The organism is Streptomyces sp. NPDC030814, from assembly GCF_055572155.1.
In genome coordinates, this window is record NZ_JBVIDX010000002.1 from 590849 (window position 1) to 610464 (window position 19616).

The 19616-nt window shown below is 71.0% G+C and carries 19 protein-coding genes; 9 read left to right on the forward strand and 10 right to left on the reverse strand.

The features are described from left to right. Positions 1–133: 133 nt before the first annotated feature. On the reverse strand, positions 134–1558 hold the full coding sequence (locus tag ACZ43N_RS05925) for a lipase maturation factor family protein (protein WP_468095255.1): 1425 nt from the start codon (positions 1556–1558) through the stop codon (positions 134–136). A gap of 326 nt (positions 1559–1884) precedes the next feature. Between ACZ43N_RS05925 and ACZ43N_RS05930 the strand changes: the two genes are divergently transcribed. Then, positions 1885–3963: a SpoIIE family protein phosphatase gene (locus tag ACZ43N_RS05930; protein WP_468095256.1), complete on the forward strand. Its 2079-nt coding sequence runs from the start codon at positions 1885–1887 to the stop codon at positions 3961–3963. A gap of 175 nt (positions 3964–4138) precedes the next feature. After that, positions 4139–5008: an Fpg/Nei family DNA glycosylase gene (locus tag ACZ43N_RS05935; RefSeq protein WP_468095257.1), complete on the forward strand. Its 870-nt coding sequence runs from the start codon at positions 4139–4141 to the stop codon at positions 5006–5008. 93 nt (positions 5009–5101) lie between these two features. Here ACZ43N_RS05935 and ACZ43N_RS05940 read toward each other — a convergent pair whose 3' ends face one another. The 4 genes from ACZ43N_RS05940 to ACZ43N_RS05955 form a co-directional block, all read right to left on the reverse strand. Continuing rightward, positions 5102–5761: a hypothetical protein gene (locus ACZ43N_RS05940; protein WP_468095259.1), complete on the reverse strand. Its 660-nt coding sequence runs from the start codon at positions 5759–5761 to the stop codon at positions 5102–5104. Positions 5762–5988: 227 nt separating this feature from the next. Next, positions 5989–6504 carry a hypothetical protein gene (locus ACZ43N_RS05945; RefSeq protein WP_468095261.1) on the reverse strand — a complete coding sequence of 172 codons (516 nt, stop codon included), beginning with the start codon at positions 6502–6504 and terminating at the stop codon, positions 5989–5991. 147 nt (positions 6505–6651) lie between these two features. Further along, positions 6652–7197 (reverse strand): sigma-70 family RNA polymerase sigma factor, encoded by a 546-nt coding sequence (locus tag ACZ43N_RS05950; RefSeq protein WP_272170442.1) that lies wholly within the window; start codon positions 7195–7197, stop codon positions 6652–6654. Between the two features lie 454 nt (positions 7198–7651). Continuing rightward, positions 7652–8113, reverse strand: coding sequence for a universal stress protein (locus ACZ43N_RS05955; protein WP_468095263.1), 462 nt, complete (start codon positions 8111–8113; stop codon positions 7652–7654). A 146-nt stretch (positions 8114–8259) separates the two neighbouring features. Here ACZ43N_RS05955 and ACZ43N_RS05960 point away from each other — a divergent pair, with 146 nt between their 5' ends. Next, positions 8260–9114: a polysaccharide deacetylase family protein gene (locus ACZ43N_RS05960; protein ID WP_468095265.1), complete on the forward strand. Its 855-nt coding sequence runs from the start codon at positions 8260–8262 to the stop codon at positions 9112–9114. A 60-nt stretch (positions 9115–9174) separates the two neighbouring features. On the opposite strand, the gene ACZ43N_RS05965 is transcribed toward ACZ43N_RS05960, so the two are convergent. Then, the gene (locus ACZ43N_RS05965) at positions 9175–9846 is read right to left on the reverse strand and encodes a class F sortase (protein WP_468095267.1); all 672 of its coding nucleotides are present in this window, start codon (positions 9844–9846) and stop codon (positions 9175–9177) included. Between the two features lie 333 nt (positions 9847–10179). Here ACZ43N_RS05965 and ACZ43N_RS05970 point away from each other — a divergent pair, with 333 nt between their 5' ends. Next, positions 10180–10674 (forward strand): hypothetical protein, encoded by a 495-nt coding sequence (locus ACZ43N_RS05970; RefSeq protein WP_468095268.1) that lies wholly within the window; start codon positions 10180–10182, stop codon positions 10672–10674. 133 nt (positions 10675–10807) lie between these two features. Here ACZ43N_RS05970 and ACZ43N_RS05975 read toward each other — a convergent pair whose 3' ends face one another. The 3 genes from ACZ43N_RS05975 to ACZ43N_RS05985 all read right to left on the reverse strand — a co-directional run bounded on the left by ACZ43N_RS05975 (position 10808) and on the right by ACZ43N_RS05985 (position 12529). Next, complete coding sequence (locus ACZ43N_RS05975; protein WP_468095270.1) at positions 10808–11332, reverse strand: hypothetical protein; 525 nt, start codon at positions 11330–11332, stop codon at positions 10808–10810. A 287-nt stretch (positions 11333–11619) separates the two neighbouring features. After that, positions 11620–12384: a bestrophin-like domain gene (locus tag ACZ43N_RS05980; protein WP_468095272.1), complete on the reverse strand. Its 765-nt coding sequence runs from the start codon at positions 12382–12384 to the stop codon at positions 11620–11622. 16 nt (positions 12385–12400) lie between these two features. After that, entirely contained in the window at positions 12401–12529 is a 129-nt protein-coding gene (locus tag ACZ43N_RS05985) for a hypothetical protein (protein ID WP_468095273.1), read from the reverse strand. A 10-nt stretch (positions 12530–12539) separates the two neighbouring features. Here ACZ43N_RS05985 and ACZ43N_RS05990 point away from each other — a divergent pair, with 10 nt between their 5' ends. The 4 genes from ACZ43N_RS05990 to ACZ43N_RS06005 all read left to right on the forward strand — a co-directional run bounded on the left by ACZ43N_RS05990 (position 12540) and on the right by ACZ43N_RS06005 (position 17617). After that, positions 12540–13097: a hypothetical protein gene (locus ACZ43N_RS05990; RefSeq protein WP_468095275.1), complete on the forward strand. Its 558-nt coding sequence runs from the start codon at positions 12540–12542 to the stop codon at positions 13095–13097. Between the two features lie 215 nt (positions 13098–13312). Continuing rightward, a complete protein-coding gene (locus ACZ43N_RS05995; protein WP_468095276.1) occupies positions 13313–14308 on the forward strand; it encodes an SCO0930 family lipoprotein in 996 nt (331 codons plus the stop codon). 364 nt (positions 14309–14672) lie between these two features. Then, complete coding sequence (locus ACZ43N_RS06000; RefSeq protein WP_468095277.1) at positions 14673–15485, forward strand: SAM-dependent methyltransferase; 813 nt, start codon at positions 14673–14675, stop codon at positions 15483–15485. Beyond that, on the forward strand, positions 15482–17617 hold the full coding sequence (locus ACZ43N_RS06005; protein ID WP_468095279.1) for a putative bifunctional diguanylate cyclase/phosphodiesterase: 2136 nt from the start codon (positions 15482–15484) through the stop codon (positions 17615–17617). Before ACZ43N_RS06000 ends, ACZ43N_RS06005 begins: the two co-directional genes overlap by 4 nt. A gap of 311 nt (positions 17618–17928) precedes the next feature. On the opposite strand, the gene ACZ43N_RS06010 is transcribed toward ACZ43N_RS06005, so the two are convergent. After that, positions 17929–18813 (reverse strand): LysR family transcriptional regulator, encoded by an 885-nt coding sequence (locus tag ACZ43N_RS06010; RefSeq protein WP_468095281.1) that lies wholly within the window; start codon positions 18811–18813, stop codon positions 17929–17931. A 94-nt stretch (positions 18814–18907) separates the two neighbouring features. Between ACZ43N_RS06010 and ACZ43N_RS06015 the strand changes: the two genes are divergently transcribed. After that, a complete protein-coding gene (locus ACZ43N_RS06015; protein ID WP_468095283.1) occupies positions 18908–19615 on the forward strand; it encodes a succinate dehydrogenase in 708 nt (235 codons plus the stop codon). Position 19616 lies beyond the last annotated feature (1 nt).

Below are 19616 nucleotides of genomic sequence, written 5' to 3' on the forward strand. Positions count from 1 at the left end.
TACGTGGCAGCACTGTGCCCGCTGCTGCGGCGCCGCGTCGAGAGCCGGGACCGGGGATCCCCACGGCGGCGCGCGCGGGCAGCCTGGCGGGATCGCGGGTGCGCGCTCCACGGACCATGACAGGGGGTGGGACTCAGCGGTCCCGGGCCGCCGGGACGACCAGCCGGGTCGGCGGCATGAACTCCCGGACGTACGTCCGCTCCCAGCAGGCCCCCGTCGCCCGCAGTTCCCGCCAGGTCGTGTAGCGGTAGCGGAAGAGACGGGCGCGGACGAAGCGTGGCGGGGCGTCGGCGGGGAAGGGGGAGCGGCGCAGCAGCCGGAGGGTGTCGCGGTCGTTCTCCAGGAGGCGTTCCACCAGGCCGCCGAACCAGGGGTGCGCATACGCGGGGGAGAGCGCGGCGAACCACATCAGCCAGTCCAGCCGCAGATGGTACGGGGCGAACTGGCGCGGCCAGTGCCGGGGGTCACCCGGCTTGCCCCGGAACTCGTACTCCAGCCAGCCCTCGTCCTCCCGCGGCACCTCGTCCGCCGTCCCCTCCACCACCACCTCGTACCGCACGCGGCTGACACTGCCGAAGGCCCCGTAGGTGTTGACCAGGTGCAGCGGGTCGAAGGACCGGTTCATCACCTGGCGGCGGGAGATCATGTTGCGGACCGGGTGGTAGCTGAGCCAGAGCACCAGCGCGGCGACGGCGAGGACGACGATCTCGTACCAGAGGGGCGCGTCGGGGACCTCCGGCGCGCCCGTTCCGAGGTCCACCGCCGACAGGGCCAGCACGATCGTGATCCAGTTCAGCCAGCTGAAGTTGCCCGACAGCACCAGCCAGAGCTGGGTCAGGATCATCAGTGAGGCGGCGACCGTCGCGACGGGCTGTGGGGTGAACAGCAGGAACGGGACGACCAGCTGGGTGACGTGGTTGGCGGCCACCTCCGCCCGGTGGAGCGGCTTCGGGAGATGGTGGAAGAACCAGCTCAGCGGTCCCGGCATCGGCTGCGTCTCGTGATGGTGGTAGAGGCAGGTCAGCTTCCGCCAGCACTCGTCGCCGCGCATCTTGATCAGGCCCGCGCCGAACTCCACCCGGAACAGCACCCAGCGCAGCAGGAACAGCACGACGATCGGCGGGGCCACCTCGTCGTTGCCCAGGAAGACCGCCAGGAACCCCACTTCCAGGAGCAGCGACTCCCAGCCGAACGAGTACCAGGTCTGGCCGACGTTCACGATCGACAGGTACATCACCCACGGCACCAGCCACAGCAGCATGCCGCCCCACAGGGGGAGCAGCGAGTCCGCCCCGGCGACCAGCGCCGCCGACACCGCGCAGCCCGTCCACGCCCACGCCGCGAAGAACCGGTCCGAGTAGTGGAGGTGGAACACGCTCGGTGACCGCCGCCAGGGCATCCGCGCGACGAAGCGGGGGACCGGCAGCATGCCGCGCTCCCCGAGCAGTGCCCGGAACTGCAGGGCCGCGCCCAGAAAGGCCACCAGGTAGAGCACGGCGAGGGAGCGCTGGAAGAGCAGTCGGCCGAGCCAGTAGTCGGGTGCGGTGAACCAGTCCATGGCAGTCGCGCTCCTGGATCGCGCGCCGGAACGGGGGGCGGTACCGACACTAAGGGCTGTCCCGTAGTCCCCGGCAGGCGCACGGCTTCGGATGCGGCACCTCGCCGCGTTGTCGGAACGCCCGCATACATCCAGTATGCGGACGCACCTCCGCCTTGCGATGCTCCCCCACTGCCCGAACGGTGTGAGAGGTGCCCCCAGCATCCGGCGCCGTGCGCCGATCCATCGCGGATTACGGGACAGCCCTTGTGACCGGATCCACGAGGGTGAAACAGGCCGGATCGCCCCCACTCGAATAATCGGGCAAACCCTGGCAAAGTGGCCCCATGGTTGATCGGGGAGCGAGTGAGCTGCCGCTGCCGGACGATTGGCTCGCCCACCCGGACCCCGTCCTGGCGCTCAATCTCATGGGCAGCTTCGACTGGGACCTCGACGCCGGGGTGATGCACATGGACGCCACGGCCCACGAGGTCTTCGACCTGCGCCCCGACGAGTACGACGGCGATCCCGGCACCCTGACCGTCCGGGTCCCCCCGATGGAGGGCCGCAGGCTCGACACCCTGGTGTCACAGGCCCTCAAGGACGGCAGCGAGAACTACGGCGCCTACTTCCGCATCCGGCTGCGCGACGGGACCCCCCGCTGGACGCACACCCAGGGCTACATCCGCCGCGACGAGACCGGCCGCCCGTACCGGGTCATCGGCATCGTCCGCGACGCCACCCGGGAGCTGCGCGAGATCGGCGAGCGAACGGAACAGGCGGCCCTGGACGAAGCCCGCCTCAGACGCACCGATGTCGTGCAGGTCATCACCGCCGCCCTGGCCCACGCCCGGACCGTCCAGGACGTGATCGACGTCCTGGAGGACACCGACGGCATCACCCACCTCGGAGCCACCAGCCTCGTCATGGGCCTGGTCGAGGCCGGCCGCATCCGGATGATCGCCGCCGGCCCCAGGGCCAGCTACGTACCCGGCACGCGGATCACCCGCCTCGACGTGAAGTACCCGATGAACGAGGTCGTACGGAGCCTCGTCCCGCACTTCATCGAGTCACCGGAGGAGTTCGCCGAGTCGTATCCGCTGCTCTGGCCGCACATCACCGACCTCCAGATCACCTCGGCCGCGTATCTGCCGCTGATCGTGCAGGCACGGCCCATCGGCGCCATGGGGCTGCTCTACAACGACCGGCGGGGCTTCACCCGGGAGGAGCGCGACGTCCTCGTCGCGCTCGGCAGCAGCATCGCCCAGAGCCTCCAGCGGGCCATGTTCTACGAGGGGGAGAAGGACCTCGCGGAGGGCCTCCAGCAGGCCATGCTGCCCCGGTCCATCCCCAGCGTGCCCGACGCCGACATCGCCGTCCGGTACCGGGCCGCGTCGTACGGCGGCTCGCTCGGCCGGGACATCGGCGGCGACTGGTACGACCTCGTCCCGCTGCCCGGCGGCCGGGTCGGCGCGGTCATCGGCGACGTCCAGGGCCACGACACCCATGCCGCCGCCGTCATGGGCCAGCTGCGCATCGTCCTCAAGGCGTACGCCACCGAGGGCCACACACCCGCCACCGTCATGTCCCGCGCCTCCGTCTTCCTCCAGGATCTCGACACCGACCGCTTCGCCACCTGCCTGTACGCGGAGGCCGACCTGTCCACCGGAGTGGTCCAGGTCGTCCGGGCCGGACACATCGACCCCCTGATCCGGGCACCCGACGGCGCCTGCCGGCGGGTGACCGTCGACGGCGGCCTGCCGCTCGGGCTGTCCGCCGAGTTCGGCAGCCTGGAGTACCCCGTGAGCACGATCGAACTGGACCCCGGGGACACGCTGCTGCTGTGCACGGACGGCCTCATCGAACAGCCCGGCGCCGACCTCGACGACGGCATGCGCACGCTCCAGACACTGATCACCACCGGCCCCGACGACGTCGACGACCTCGCCGACCGGCTCATCGACGTGGCCGAGGAACGCGGCGGCGACGACGACGTGGCCCTGCTCCTGCTGCGCCGCCGCAGCCGCAGCGCCGAGCAGCCCGCCGGACGGCTCCAGCAGCATGTCGCCCCCGGCGACGCCGAGGCGCTCACCGGGGCCCGGCACATGATCGGGGCGGCCGTCCGCGCCTGGGGCGCGCGGGAGCGGGCCGACGAGATCGAACTCGTCGCCGACGAGCTGATCACCAACGCGCTCATGCACACGGAGGGCTCCGCGATCGTGACGCTCCGGGCGCTGACCGGGACGGAACCACGGCTGCGCGTGGAGGTCGAGGACTCCTCCAGCGCGCTGCCGCGCCGCCGGGAGGCGGGGGAGTCGGGCGTCTCGGGGCGGGGGCTGCTGCTGGTGGACCGGCTGACGGACGTGTGGGGGGTGGAGGCGAGGGGCGGGGGGAAATGCGTGTGGTGCGAGTTCGTGTTCGGGTGAGCCGTGGGTGCGCCCAGTGGCTCGGGGTGCGGGTTCGTCCGGCGGGTGCGGGCGAGTGGGGGTGGTTCGCGCAGTTCCCCGCGCCCCTGAAAGGTAGCCACCCGCCGACGAACGCGCACCCCCGAGCCGCGAGGCGCCCGGCCGAGGTGCGGCCGCGGACAACTACGCTGGAGGCATGCCGGAACTACCGGAGGTCGACGCCCTGCGGGACTTCCTGGTCGGCGCTCTCGTCGGCCATGAGGTCGTCCGTGTGCTGCCCGTGGCGGTCAGTGTGCTGAAGACGTACGACCCGCCGGTCACCGCCCTGGAGGGGCGGGAGGTCACTGCAGTGGGTCGCTACGGGAAGTTCCTGGACGTGGAGACGGACGGCGGCGAGCTGCACCTCGTGACCCACCTCGCCCGCGCCGGCTGGCTGCACTGGCGGGACCGGCTCCCCGACGGGACGCCCCGGCCGGGCGGGAAGAGCCCGCTCGCGCTGCGGGTCGCGCTGGAGACCGGAGAGGGCTTCGACCTCACGGAGGCCGGCACGCAGAAGAGGCTCGCGGTGTACGTCGTACGGGACCCGCAGAGCGTCCCCGGAATCGCCCGGCTCGGCCCGGATCCCCTCGCCGACGACTTCGACGTGGACCGCTTCGCCGAGCTGCTCGCGGGTGAGCGCCGGCAGATCAAGGGCGCCCTCAGGGACCAGAGCCTGATCGCGGGGATCGGCAACGCGTACAGCGACGAGATCCTGCACGCCGCCAGGATGTCGCCCTTCAAGCTGGCGTCGTCGCTCAAGCCGGAGGAGGTCCGGCATCTCCACGAGGCGCTGCGCACCACGCTCACGGAGGCCGTCGAACGCTCACGGGGCCTGGCCGCCGGGAGGCTGAAGGCGGAGAAGAAGAGCGGGCTGCGGGTGCACGGCCGAACTGGTGAACCCTGCCCGGTGTGCGGGGACACCGTCCGTGAGGTGTCCTTCAGCGACTCCTCGCTCCAGTACTGCCCGACCTGCCAGACCGGAGGGAAGCCGCTCGCCGACCGGCGGCTGTCACGGCTGCTGAAGTAGCGCGGCCGTGGCCCCGAATCGTCGACGACCATGATCCGCAACCATTGAAGGTACGGACCAGGTGCCGTCCCTGCGGTCGGTGCCGCGGACGGCTCAACGCCAGGCCGGAGCCCGCAGTTTCACCAGGAGCTCACCCTCCTGGCTGCGCACCTCGAAGTGGCTGATGTCCTCGCGCTGCATGGAGGTGCCGCCCTGCATGGTGGAGGGGCCGGCGGCGTCGTCCGGGGACTTCCAGTTGGCCGCCGTCTCGTGCGAACCGTCCTTGCCGATCACGATCAGCCGACAGGCGTGGGCGCCCTCGGCCTCCTTGACCTTCAGCTGGATGTCGCTGCCCCAGATCCGGTCCTCTGCCTTGACCTCGGCCCACACGCCCGTGTCGGGGTCAGTGGCGGCCACCCTGTTCGGCGGGGCGCCCGGACCTGCGAGAACGGCGACGGCGGGGCCGCCGAGGGCGATGATCACGGAGGCGGCGACCGCGAACAGCCAGCGCCTGCGACGTGCCCGATGGCGGGCCGCCACCTCGTCGAGCAGCCGTCCGAGCAGCTGGGGGCCGGGTGCCGCGAAGGGATGCACGGCGCGCGGTGTCGCGTTCCGGTACAGCATCAGCTGCCGGGCGGCGGGACGGAACTCGGTGACCTGTACCGCGCACTGGGGGCAGCCGCGGACATGGTCCTCGAAGTGGAAGGACTCCACCTCGTCGAGCACGCCCAGCGAGTACGCGCCGACGTCGTGATGACGATCCTGGGACCACATGGCAATTCCTCGGGCCGGTGTGCGGTGGGGGTTGCTTCCTGCCCCCACCGGTACGGACCAGACCGGAGAATCACTCAAGCCCCGCGACCAATGCCAACCAAAAGATTCGGAGCCGTTGCCGCGGCGGATTGGTCGCAGACCGAGAAAAGTTCCCCCCGGTTGCCGAACAGGCAGTTCACCGCACCGCCATGCCCCGGTCACCCGGAGTGTCCGCAGGGACGGCGTCGTCAGAAGAGATGGATCGCCAGATGGCCGAGCGGCAGACCGAGCCGCCAGGCCGGTGTCCAAACCTTTGGACCGTCGTCCTCGCCGAGCACCGCGCCGCCACCCGGCACCGCGTCCAGGTCGGGCGCGAGCAGCTCGGTCTCCTCCAGCCACCGCCAGGCCGCCGCCGCCAGTTCCAGGTCCGGCGCGGGCCCGCCCACCTCCAGCGCCTCGGCGGTCAGGTGGGCCATGCGCTCGCACACCCAGTCCTGCCACGGCTGGTCGTACGCCGTCAGCGACAGCCAGGTCTCCAGCTGGGTGACGACCCGGATGCCGGAGAGCTCACCGCCGGAGTCCGCGAGGAAGATGGTCAGCGCCAGGGCGTCGCGCCCCGCACGGAACTCGAAGGACGTCGGCGGCATCAGGTCGCCGGTCCGCAGCAGTTCCTCGGCGATGTACTCGGCGTAGAACCACGCCATGGGGACGGTCAGTTCGCCGCCGCCGGCGCCGTCCGTGCTCTCTTGACCTCTGTGCAGCATCCCTTCCTGCCTTCCTCCGGTACGTGCGCGTCGCCCGACACCGGGGCCCGGGCAGGGCCCCCATCCGGAACACGGATGAGGACAGCTGATTGCTCAACAGCGGTCCTCAGCAAGGCGCTTTACGGAGGTTTGACTCGGCCATGGGTTTCACCGCAGGTCGGCCGCGTATCCCGGAAGCACCCGGCGCAGGGCGCGCAGCGCGTAGTAAGCGCGCGACTTCACCGTACCGGGCGGGATTCCCAGTGCTTCGGCGGCTTCCGCCACACTCGCCCCCTGGAAGTACACCTGCACCAGTACTTCTCGGTGTTCCGGAGTGAGTGTCTTCACAGCTTCGCGCACATCGAGGGTGGCGACGGACCGTTCGGCGTGGTCCGCCATCACTCGGGCGTTCTCCAGCACCGCGTCCCCCACCTCCGCCGGCCGCGCCTGCCGGGCCCGCCGCGCGTCGATGGCGAGCCGCCGGCCGACGGTGAGCAGCCAGGGGCGTACGGAGTCGAAGTCGTCGGCGCGCAGCGCCTCGGGGTGCTGCCAGGCGCGTACGAAGGTCTCCTGCACGAGGTCCTCGGCGCGATGACGGTCCCCGTCGGAGAGCCGCAGCATCAGGGCGAAGAGGGGGCGTCCGTGTTCACGCTGGATCTCGGCCAGTTCGTGTTCGGCGGTCGTCCCGTTGGTGATCGTGGTTCCGGCCGTCATGGGCGTATGGGAACGCGGGGCGCTCCGCGGGGACAGGGGCCGGTCACGGGTGTGCGGCGGGCGGTCGAAGCTGTCGACGAACGGTGCGACGAACGGTCCGCCGGGGTTTCGGAGGCTCTGCCTCCGTACCTCCGCCCCGGCCTCCGGCCCCGCCCCTCGAAGATCGGACTGGCTGGATACCCGCCGTCCGTCCGTGTCGCCCGGGTGCTCCTCAGGCCTGGACGCCCTCGGAATGAGGAGCCGACCCCCGGCGCCGCGATCGCGTTCCGTGGCAGGGCGGACCCCGGGAGCTTACGGAACGATCCGTGCCGTCGACCGTCCGCCGGGGCGCGGCCCGGGACGGGCCCCTGACGGGCCCTGGGCCACGGGACGGCGTGGGGGCCCGCAGCGGTCCTGGCCGACCCTCTGCCGATGGCCCCAGCGGCCACCGTACGGCTCTCACCGCTCGGTGCGGCTACGGCACCACCGTCACCGGCCAGCGGCCCGCCTTCACCAGGCGGACGGCGACCGAGCCGACGATGCGGTGGCCGGCCTGTTCCGAGGCGCCCACGACGACCGCGTCGGCCTTGAGGTCGTCGGCCGCCCCGACCAGCCCGTTGTACGGATCGCCGCGGAAGGTGTGGAACTCCCAGCGGGTCTCGAAGACACCCTTGACCTGCTCGGCGGCCTCGCGGATCTGCGCGACGAGGTTCTCGGCGATCTCGTCGGTCGTCCCGGCCACCGGCACCCCGAGCGCCGCGCCCGCCGCCATCAACGGCTGCACGTAGACGATCGCCAGCAGCGCCCGCTGCCGCCGGGCGAGACCTGCCGCGTAGGCCACGGCACGCAGGGAGGAGTCGGAGCCGTCCAGCCCGACGAGGATGACCTTCGGTCCGTCGGTCCCCCGCTCGAACTGGTGCGCTTGCTGATCCGTCACGGTGGTGAGGCTATCCGAGCGCTCCGGAACCGGCGTGCGCCGGGCGGTCACAGGGGGCGCGGAAAATTACTCCCATTGGGTGTTTCCATGCCGCCGCACCGGTGTCGTGGTGGTGCGCCGTCCCTTGCTTGGTCGACTCATGAGTCATGACGAAGGACCAGATGTTCACGCGTCGCCGCCTCCTGGTCGGCGGTGCCGCCCTGCTCGGCGCGGCCGGTGTCGCGGGCACGACCTCTCTGCTCAGCGGCGAGGGGAGCCCCGGACCGGCCGGGAGCGCCGCCACGGCCGCCGGTCCCGGCGCCCGTCCGGCACTCAAGCCCTCCACGTACCGGTTGCGGCCCATCGCCGGATACGGCGCTCCGCCGCTCAGGCACCGCACCCTCGTTCCCGCCACCATCCGCAGCCGGCCGTACCTGCGGGTGGACGGACGGGGCAGGACCATGGTGCTGACCTTCGACGACGGCCCGGACCCGCGCTACACCCCGGACATCCTGCGCATCCTGCGCAAGCACGGCGTCCGCGCGATGTTCTTCGTGTGCGGCCAGATGGTGGACCGGCACAAGGACCTGCTGGCGGAGATGGCGGACGACGGCCATGTCGTCGGCAACCACACCTGGTCCCACCCCCTGCTGCCCAGCCTCTCCCGGTCCCGGATCCACACCGAGATGGCCCGCACCAGCGAGATCATCGACAAGGCCTACGGTGAACCGCCGCTGTGGTTCCGGGCACCCTACGGCGCCTGGAACCGGGCCACCTTCGAGTTCGGCGCCGAGCTCGGCATGGAACCCCTGGCCTGGACCGTGGACACCCTCGACTGGCGTGCCCCGAGGGCTGCCGCCATCGCGGACCGCGTGGAGAAGGGCGCCGCACCCGGAGTCGTCGTGCTCTCCCACGACGCGGGGGGCGACCGTTCGCAGAGCGTCCGGGCACTGCGCGCCTATCTCCCCGAACTGCTCGACTCGGGATATCGGATCACGGTGCCGCGGCGGAAATACGCGTAACGGCGCAACGCCGGAAAAGAGAATCGGCTTCGGGCCTTCGCCCGCCCGGTCGGGGATCGCTCAGCGAACCTCGACCAGGCGGGCGAACACGACGACGTTCCCGTCGTAGCCGTTCTGCTTGGAGAAACCACCCCCACAGGTGATGACCCGCAACTCGGGAATCCCGCTGTTGCCGTAGACGCGGTCACCGGGGAAGTCGTTCTTCTCGAAGACCTCGATCCCGTAGATCTCGAACACGGCGGTCTTCGCGTCGCCGCGCTGGATTTCGACGCGGCTGCCCTTCTTCAGCGCACCGAGACCGTAGAAGACGGCGGGCCCCTGATTGTTGTCGACATGGCCGACGACGACCGCGGTGCCCTTCTCGCCCGGAGAGACCGCGCCGCTGAACCAGCCGGCGAGGTTGGGGTCCTCGGCGGGCGGCGCGTCGACCCAGCCCTGGGCGTCCAGCCCGACGGGCACAACCGGCGCGTCGACCTGGATCGAGGGGATCCGCACCCGGTCGACCATGGCGTACGGCAGGGGGTCGGGCACATTGGTGAAGGTGCCGTGGGGGGTGATGCGACTGTCGGCGGCCGCCGCCTGGGCGGGCTGCGGCGGTCCCACGTCGAATTCCCCCGAACCGTTCCGGATGAGAGCGAGACCGGTCAGCAGAACCAGCGCTATCACGCCCCAGGGCGCGCGCTTTCTCCGCCGCTCCTCCTCTTCGGCCTCGGCCGGCTGGGACCAAGACATTCGCCATCCCCTCTCGACACGGCCGTCGCCGCGTCAGTCGCGCATAGGGAAACGCTAAGCGCGCCGCACCAGGACGGCGACGGGGCAGGTACGAACGGGTGGCGGCCGGACGAGGTCCTGCGCCATCCGAGTTGCCGCGCACAGGATTTTTCTGACGGTTCGTGACCTGCGGCGATATCCCGCGACGGGGAGATATCACGGTGTCTCCGCTCACCAGGACGGACCAGTCTCGAAATGCGGCCCTGTGCACGGCATCTGAGGGTCTTTCCTGGGAGGCGCTTTCTCGCCGATCGACCGGGGACGGGTCCCGGGGCGTCTTCCGCGGAGGATCACATGCGTACTACTCGTGCCCTGGCGGCCTCGGCCGTCGCGGTCACCCTGGTCGGCCTCGGCGCCCCGACGGCCGCCGCCTGGGACCAGCAGCCCAAATCGGTCACGGCCGCCCCCCAGGTCATCGCCCGCGGCGGCCAGCTCGTCCTCACCGTCAGCGGCGGCAGCGCGTGCGCGACAGCGGGCAGCACCATCAGCTCGAACGCGTTTCCCACGACCAACCTCACGTCGATGGGCGGTAACACCGCCACGGCGACGGTGCGGGTCAACTCCAACGCCAGCCCCGGCCCGTACAGCGTCACCACGCAGTGCGGGGGCCAGAGCAGGACGTTCAACGACGTCTTCACCGTCATCGGCGGTGTCCGCGGCGGTCTGGGCGGCAGCAGCTCCACCGGAGCCACGCCGACCGACATCGCGATCGGCGGCGGGCTGGTGGCCGCCGCGGCCATCGGCGGCGGCGTCTTCTGGATGCGCCGTCGCTCGGAGAACAGGATCTGAGGCCACGACGACACAGGCCCGAGAACAGGATCTGTCGCTCACCCCCTTCGCAGCACGGGGCACCCGCCGTTCAGCCTTTCGCCCCGGTATCCCACGCGGGACACCGGGGCGAAAGGCTGAACGGCGGGTGACGTCAGGTGTGGCTGCCGTCCTCCGGGCGGCGGCGTGACCAGTGCCACGCGACACCGAGGGAACCCGCGACGAGCGCGGCGCCGAGACCGATCTCCCCCAGGTCCAGGCCGGCGACGGTGCCGCCGATCCCGGCGTGGGAGCCGCGCGTGGGGTGGGAGTCGTGCGTGGGGTGATGGTCATGGCCGCCGGTGGCGATGGTGAGGTCCGTCTGGCCGCTGTCGTTGCCGCACTGGAACGTGACCTCGTACACCGCTCCCGGCTTGGCGTCCCAGTCGACGGTGGCCTTCGCCGACGACTGCCCCTTCGGGATGGTGACCGTGTCGAACACCGCCGAGGACACGGTCGTCCGGGAATGGCAGCCGTCCACACGCAGGGTGACCTCACCGCCGGCCGCGATGGTCGAGGGCAGGACGCTGAAGCCGAACGGCGTGAGGTCGCCGACGGGTGCCGCGTGCGCCGCGGGAGCGGTGAAGGAAAGGGCGGTCACGCCCAGCAGAACGGCCGAAGCGACGCGTATCGCGCGCATGATGAGCCTCCGGGTCCCCGAGGAGCCTGCTGCGGACCTTTTCCGCCTGCGCCTGACATGCACCTCGATGAGCGAAACGCTAGGAAGGCTCGCCCGGGGCCGCGATCGCAGTCGCGCGAACGGGTCAAGCGTGTGCTCCGCCCAGGGGACGGGCCCGCCCACGACCGGGGGACAGGCATGGGGACCAGCACGGGTACGGCCGGATGACGGAAGGGGCATGCGTACGGTCGGGGGACGGGCCCGCTGTGATCCCCGTCCCCCCGGCCGCGGGCCGCTCGGAGCGGCCGTCAGACCTTGATGTCGGGGAAGAGGGCCATGAAGGGCTCGGTCGAAGCCGTCAGCCCCCGGCTGTAGGGCGCGTCGAAGTCCCAGACCAGGAAGAGCAGGAAGGCGATGAGGGCGGAGAACAGGCCGGCGAGGATCAGCTCGCGCGCCGTACGCCGGATCTGCAGGGCGAAGACCATGCCGACGGTCACGACCGCACCGGTGATCAGCCCGAACCACACCACCCCGGGCATGGTCTCGCCGGTGGCGTCCGCACGGGAGTTGCGTGCCGCGTCGGCCGCCGCCATCTGGTCGAGCAGCGGCTGGTAGGCCTGCGCCTCGAAGTCGTTCCCCGGCTGGTAGTCGGTGACGTCCCGGCGGACGGTGTCGAGCAGCTCGTCGCCGCGCTCGGTCATCTCGCCCTTCCGCGCCATGACCTTCCACTCGGTGGACACGACATGGCCGACATACGTGTCGATGTCGTCGCGGATCCGGTCGCGCACCTCGTCCGGGTACACCCGCACCCGCTCGCTGATCTCGTGCAGTGCCTGCGCCTCCGCCTGTACGTGGTCCTGGGCGGCGCTGCGGGCCTCCCAGACACCGGCGATGGCCAGACCCAGGACGATCGCGTACACCACGCCGATCATCATGGTGATGTACTCGATCACGTCCGGAGTCTCGGACGGGTCCTCGTCCACCGGTGCGGCGTGATGCCGTACGACGGCCACGATGAGGACGACAAGACATGCCGCCCCCATCGCGAGGGTGAGAACAAGCCATTCCGACAAGAGGTTCCTCCTGGGGTCAGCGCGGGCGCAGCGCGGCGACGGCGAACACCGCGGGCGCGGTGATGAGCAGGGCGAGAGACACGAGGGACGGCCCCGAACGCTTGGTCCGCGGACGGGTCGTCGCCTTGTAGGGCGGGTAGTGCACCGGACTCGGCGTGACCTCGGGCGCGGGGCTCGGCGGCGGCTTCGGCGCGGGGGCCGGGGCGTGGGGCGGGGTGGGCGCGGGCCTGGGCGCCCTGCTGACGGGCGGCGGCGGTGGCGGAGGCTCGGGCCGGGGTGTCGGCGTGGGCCTGGGCCGGGGCGTGGGCGTCGGTTCGGGGGTCGGTTCGGGCGTGGGCTTCGGCGGCTTCGGCCGCGGCGGGGGAGTAGGGGTGGGTGTGGGCTCCGGGGGGCACGAGGGTGTGGGCGTGGGCGTCGGGGTGGGCGTGGGCGTCGGGGTGGGCGTGGGGGACGGTGTGGTCGCCGGAGCCGGCCGGCAGGGGCCGGTGGTCACGAGCGTCAGGGCGATGGCGCTGCTGCCGTCCGGTCCGGTCGAGGCGTACGCGCAGGCGTCGGCGACGGCGGTGCCGCCCGGCGCTCCGGTGAGGAGCCAGGTCAGTGCGAGCAGGGCCGACAGTCGCAGGGCGAGAGCGGAACGGGTCCGCGGGGGTCCTTGCACGTCGGAGATCATCCGTGGCGCGCGCGCCCGCGTACGCGTGAGCTCATCAGGTTGATCCAAAGGAGCGAAAACGGCGCCACGAAGGTTTGACCGGAGCCCCGATCGCTGACCGGCTTTTCGATGCTTTCGCAGGCCGCGCCGGGGCGTCTGAGCAGAGTTTCGAAAGAAATCTGTGTTCCGTTGAACACTTCGGCCACCCCCGCCCGTACCTAGGGCCAGCGAGCGGCGCAGTAGGGCGCTGCAACACCCAAGGATTGACGGGGAGTTGGAATGAACACCTCCTGGCGGAGCGCTTCACTCGTAGCCTCAGCTGCGGCTGTGCTGGCGCTGACGACGGCGTGCGGTCAGGAACAGGGCTCCACGTCCTCGCAGAACGTGGGTGCCGCTTCCACCCCGACGCTCGGCGCCGGCACCATCGCCGGGGCCGGTACGGCCGGAGCCGGCGCGGCCGGGTCCGGTACGTCGGACCAGGCGGCCCAGTCGACCACGGCGGCCTCCGCGGGCCAGCTGACGGTGTGGAACAGCGACGAGTACGGCAAGGTCCTCACCGACAGCGCCGGTCGCACCCTGTACCGCTTCGACAAGGACTCCTTCGAGCCGCCGAAGACGACCTGCGAGGGCGAGTGCGCCACCACCTGGCCGCCGGTCCCGGCCGCCGGCGCCACCGCCGCCGACGGCGTCGACAAGGCGCTGCTCGGCGAGATCACCCGCCCCGACGGCACCAAGCAGCTGACCGTCGGCGGCTGGCCGATGTACTACTTCGCCAAGGACACCAAGGCGGGTGACATCAAGGGCCAGGGCCTCAAGGGCACCTGGTTCGCCTCCGCCCCCAACGGCAAGAAGGCCTCCACCAAGGGCGGCGGCGGCGCCGGTGCCGCGGGCGACGCCGGTGGCGAGGCGGTCGAGCAGGCCGGCCTGACCACCCGCAACGACCCCAAGCTCGGCGAGATCGTCGTCGACAAGAACGGCATGACGGTCTACCGGTTCCTCAAGGACAAGCAGTGGCCGATGTCGACCAAGTGCACCGGCGCCTGCCTCGACAAGTGGCCCGTGGTCGCCCCGGTCGACAAGAACGACACCAAGGGCATCCTGCTGAAGGGCTACACGGTCTTCGACCGGCCCGACGGCATCAAGCAGCAGACCATCAACTGCATCCCGCTCTACACCTTCGCCGGTGACAAGGCCCCCGGTGACACCAAGGGCCAGGGTGTGGGCGGCACCTGGTTCGCCATCAACGGCGACGGAGAGCCGATCGGCGCGCAGTAACAAGGATCACCTTCCCCAGGGTAGATCGCCTCGCCATTCGACAAACCACCGCACGCGGAAGGGAGTGGACGAGCAGCAGAGTGCCGGACGCACCACATCAGCGCGGCCGATCCAGACCCGCCCCCTCCGCACCGCATCGGAGGGGGCGGGTCGCTTGGCATGCCCGTCGTGCGCGGTCGCGGCAACCGGCGGCGCTCGGGCGTGAACAGGCATGACCGGGGCGCCGGTTGGGCACGCGCGGGCGGCAGCGAACTTGAACGGACGGTCAATTTCCGTTTTGGCTCGCCCGTGTGGCGGACGATCAGTAGCCTCTGCTCGAACACCGGATCGCCTACGCCGCCCCCGACGCGTTGGAGTCACAGATATGGAGCGTCCCGCCTGGGTTCCACGGAGCATCGACATCTCGATGCCGTCCGTGGCCCGCATGTACGACTACTACCTGGGCGGTTCGCACAACTTCGAGGTCGACCGGGAAGCGGCGCGCAGGGCCATGGAGTTCGTGCCGGGCCTGCCCAAGATCAAGCAGGCGAACCGCGCCTTCATGCGCCGCGCCGTGCGCCACGCGGCCCGAGGGGGTATCACCCAGTTCCTGGACATCGGATCCGGAATCCCCTCCTTCGGTAACGTGCACGAAGTGGCGAGGGAGACCGCCCCCGGCGCGCGCGTCGTCTACGTCGACCACGACCCGGTCGCCGTAGCACACACCCGGGCCGTTCTGGAGGGCGCTGACGACGCGGATGTGGTCGCGGCCGATCTGCGCAAGCCCCGCGACATCCTCACGAGCCCCCATGTCGAGCGACTGATCGACCTGAACCGGCCAGTGGCCCTGCTCCTGGTTGCCATACTGCATTTCGTGGAGGACACGGACGACCCGTACGGAGCGGTGGCCGAGCTGCGCGACGCGCTCGCGCCCGGCTCCGTGCTCGTCGTCACACATGCCTCCTACGAGGGAATTCCGCTTCCCCGGGAGCGGATCCAGGGCGCGGTGGACGTGTACGAGGACATCCGCAATCCGCTGATCATGCGCTCTCGCGACGAGATCGCGCGGTTCTTCGAGGGGTACGACATGGTGGAACCCGGACTGGTGCCGATGGCGAAGTGGCGGCCCGACACGGCTCCCGAGGACGAGGATCCGTACGCCTTCTCCGGGTTCGCCGGCGTGGGGACCAAAGCGTGAGCGCGGAACCGGACGGGCCGGAGGACAGACTGCGCCGGTTCGCGACGATCTGGAGCCGCGCGGTCTTCCCGGTCACCTCCACGTCGCTGACCCGCCCCGAGTTCGAGAAGCTGCTCCTGCCGCTCGCCCGGCGCCTGAGCGAGGCGCTGCGGGCCAGGACGTACGACGCCGACGAGGGCAGGGCCGTGGGCGCGGCCCTCGTCGAGGCGCACTGCACCGAACCCGAGGCCCTCAGCCAGACGCTCGACTGCGTCGATGCCTATCTGGTGCTCTACTGCGGCGGCGACGGCCACCAGGAGGATCTGCGCGCCCGCGCCGCGCGGCTGCAGTCCGCGATGGCCGCCGGATACGCCGAGGCGCTGCGGCAGCGCACCCTGGCCGAGCAGGAGGCGATCGCCCGCGCGGCCCTGGAGGCGCAGGGCGCCGTGGCCCGGGCGCTGCACGCCACCGAGGCCCGCTTCCGGGCCGTGTTCGAAGGCGCCGCCATAGGCATCGGCATCGCCGACCTCGAAGGCAACATCCTCCAGGTCAACGGCGCGCTGCTGCGCATGTTCGGTGTCACCGAGCAGACGATGCTCGCGCGCTGCGTCACGGAGTGGACGCACCCGGAGGACGCCCCGCAGGTCTGGCGCCTGTACGAGGAACTGGTGCGTGCCGAGCGCGAGCACTACCACACGGAGAAGGCCTTCCACCGCCCCGACGGAACGGTCCTGTGGACCAATCTGACGGTGTCCCTGCTGCGGGACCCGGACGGCAACCCCCAGTACCAGCTGGCGCTCATGGAAGACACCACCGAACGCCGCCTGCTCAACCTCCGCCTGCGCTACGAGGCCACGCACGACGCGCTCACCGGACTGCCCAACCGCACCCTGTTCTTCGAGCGACTGGAGAAGGCCCTCGCGGCGGGCGACGGCCAGCGGTTCGGTCTGTGCTACCTCGACCTGGACGGCTTCAAGGCCATCAACGACAGCCTCGGCCACGCGGCCGGCGACCGGCTGCTCGTCGAGGTCGCCGACCGGCTCCAGTCCTGCGCGACCGCCCCCGGCGAGATGGTCGCCCGGCTCGGCGGCGACGAGTTCGTGGCGCTGACCACCGGCCCCGACACCGAGAGCGAGGTCGACGACCTCGCCGACCGCATCATGAACGCGCTGGTCACCCCCGTCCGTATCGACGGCCGGGAACTGCTCGTACGCGGCAGCATCGGCATCGTCGAGGGCCCGGCGGGCGAGCGGGGCCCGGCGGAGGTGCTGCGCAGCGCCGACATCACGATGTACCGGGCCAAGTCGGCGGGCGGCAACCGCTACGAGGTCGCCGACGCGGAGGCCGACGCCCGCGCCATCACCCGGCACGGACTGACCACGGCCCTGCCCGCCGCGCTCGACCGCGGCGAGTTCTTCATCGAGTACCAGCCCCTCGTCCACCTCGGTGACGGCTCCGTGCGCGGCGCGGAGGCGCTGGTCCGCTGGCTGCATCCGCAGCACGGTGTGCTCGGCCCCGACCGCTTCATCCCGCTCGCCGAGCGCACCGGTCTGATCGTGCCGCTCGGCCGCTGGGTGCTGGAACAGTCGGTGCGCCAGGCCCGCGAATGGCAGCTACGGCACGGCGGCACACGTCCACTGCGCGTCAACGTCAATCTGTCCCCGTGCCAGCTCACGCATCCAGGGCTGGTGCAGGACACCGTGGAGATCCTGGAGCGGGCCGGCCTCGAACCCGACGCGCTCTGTCTGGAGGTGACCGAGTCCGCCCTGATCGGCGCCGACGACGATCTGCTCAAGCCGCTGCGCAGGCTGTCCGAGATGGGCATCGACATCGCCCTCGACGACTTCGGCACCGGCTACTCCAACCTCGCCAATCTGCGGCGGCTGCCGGTCCGTGTCCTGAAGCTGGACCGTTCCTTCACCCAGGGCATGCAGCAGTTCCCGGCCGACCCCGTCGACCTGAAGATCGTCGAGGGCATCGTGTCCCTCGCCCACGGCCTCGACCTCGCGGTCACCGTCGAGGGCGTCGAGACCGGCGCGCAGGCCGAGCAGTTGCGGGTCCTCGGCTGCGACACCGCGCAGGGCTGGTACTACGCCCGCCCGGGGCCGCCGGAACGCCTGCACGAACTGGCACTGGTCGACGCGACGGGCTAGTGCCGTGACCGGAAAGGTTCACCGGCTCGCGACGGCCGGCACGGCACCTCGCCGCGTTGTCGCATCACCCGCGTACCTCCAGTACGCGGGTGATACTCCGCCTTGCGATGCTCCCCCACTGCCTGAACGGCGTGGGAGGTGCCCCCGGCACCGGACGCCGCGAGCTGTCCGGCAAACCTTTCCGGTCACAGCACTGGGGGCGCGGTAGCGTCCCCACCTGGGTGCGGGGAACTGCCGATCGGCCCCAGCGAACCCGCAGTCCCGTACGGCGGTTCCGAGACGACGGCACGACCGGGAACATCAGCGAACGCTCACCGCTCCACCAGCATCCGCTGCAGTTCCCGCGCGGCCCGAGGCGGAGCCACATCGCTGCGGTGGGCCAGCGCGATGGTCCGGTGCAGACCGGGACGGGCCAAGGGGGTGACCCGTAGGCCCCGCCCCGAGCGGGTCGCCACCATCCGCGGGACCACGGCCACGCCCAGCCCCGCCCGGACGAACCCCAGCACCGCGTCCATCTCACCCCCCTCCACCGCGAAATCCGGCTCGAACCCAGCGGAGCGGCACGCGGCGACGGTGAGCTCCCGCAGGTCGTAGCCATGCCGGAACATGACCAGGCGCTCGCCCTCCAGATCGGGGATACGGACGGTACGGCGGCCGTCCCCCGGTTTCGGCGCGTCAGGGGAGGAGACCACGACCAGGTCCTCCCGCAGCAGCTCCACCGTGGTCAGCGCGGGGGACGGCGTGGGGAGGGGCAGCACGACCAGGGCCAGGTCGAGCGCGCCGCGCGCGAGCTGCCGTACGAGGTCGTGGGAGCCGCCCTCCTCGATGAGCAGCCGGATGCCGGGGTAGCGGTCGTGGAAGGCCCGCAGCACATCGGGGAGCAGACCGGTGCACAGGCTGGGGGTCGCGCCCAGCCGGACCCGGCCCCGGCGCAGCTGCACCAGCTCCTGCACCTCCAGCCGGGCCGTGTCCGTGTCGGCCAGGATGCGGCGGGCCAGCGGCAGCAGGGCCTCGCCGGCGTCGGTAAGGGTGATGTTGCCGCGCGCCCGCAGGAACAGATCGGCCCCCAACTCCCTTTCCAGCGCCTTGATCTGCTGAGACAGCGAGGGCTGGGCGACATGGACCAGCTCGGCGGCGCGGGTGAAGTGCCGGGTCTCGGCGACCGCCACGAAGTACTGGAGCTGCTGGAACTGCACCCCTCCACGATACGGGACGATAGCTTCCGGCTATCGAATCGAGCCGCATCATGTCTTGGACCGATGAGGGGTACCGGTCCTAGCGTCTTTTCCCATGGCTCTGGCAACGCGGACGGACCGAAAACCGTCCATGGCACGCACCGTGTGGGACAGCTCCGTCGGCAAGAAGACGGTGATGGCCGTCAGCGGTCTGATCATGCTGGCGTACCTGGTCGTCCACATGCTGGGCAACCTCAAGATCTTTTTCGGCTCGGACGAGTTCAACGGCTACGCGCACTGGCTGCGCACCCTTGGCGAGCCCTTCCTGCACCACGAGTGGGCGCTGTGGATCGTCCGCGTGGTCCTCGTCGCCGCGGTCGTGGCCCATGCCACGGCCGCCTACCAGCTCAGCCGCCGGGACACCAGGGCCCGGCCCGCCAAGTACGTGCACAGGAAGCGCCGGGCGAGCTACGCGACCCGCACCATGCGATGGGGCGGCGTCATCCTCGGACTCTTCATCGTCTGGCACATCCTCGACCTGACCACCGGCACCGTCCACCCGAACGGCTTCCAGTCCGGTCACCCGTACCAGAACGTGATCGACACCTTCTCGACCTGGTACGGCAACGTCATCTACCTCGTCGCGATGCTCGCCCTCGGCCTGCACATCCGGCACGGCTTCTGGAGCGCCGCGCAGACCCTCGGCGCCGGCAGCCGCACCCGTGACCGGGCCCTGAAGACCACGGCGAACGTCCTCGCGCTGGTGCTGACCGTGGGCTTCGTCTCCGTACCCGTCGCCGTCATGACCGGAGTGGTGAGCTGAC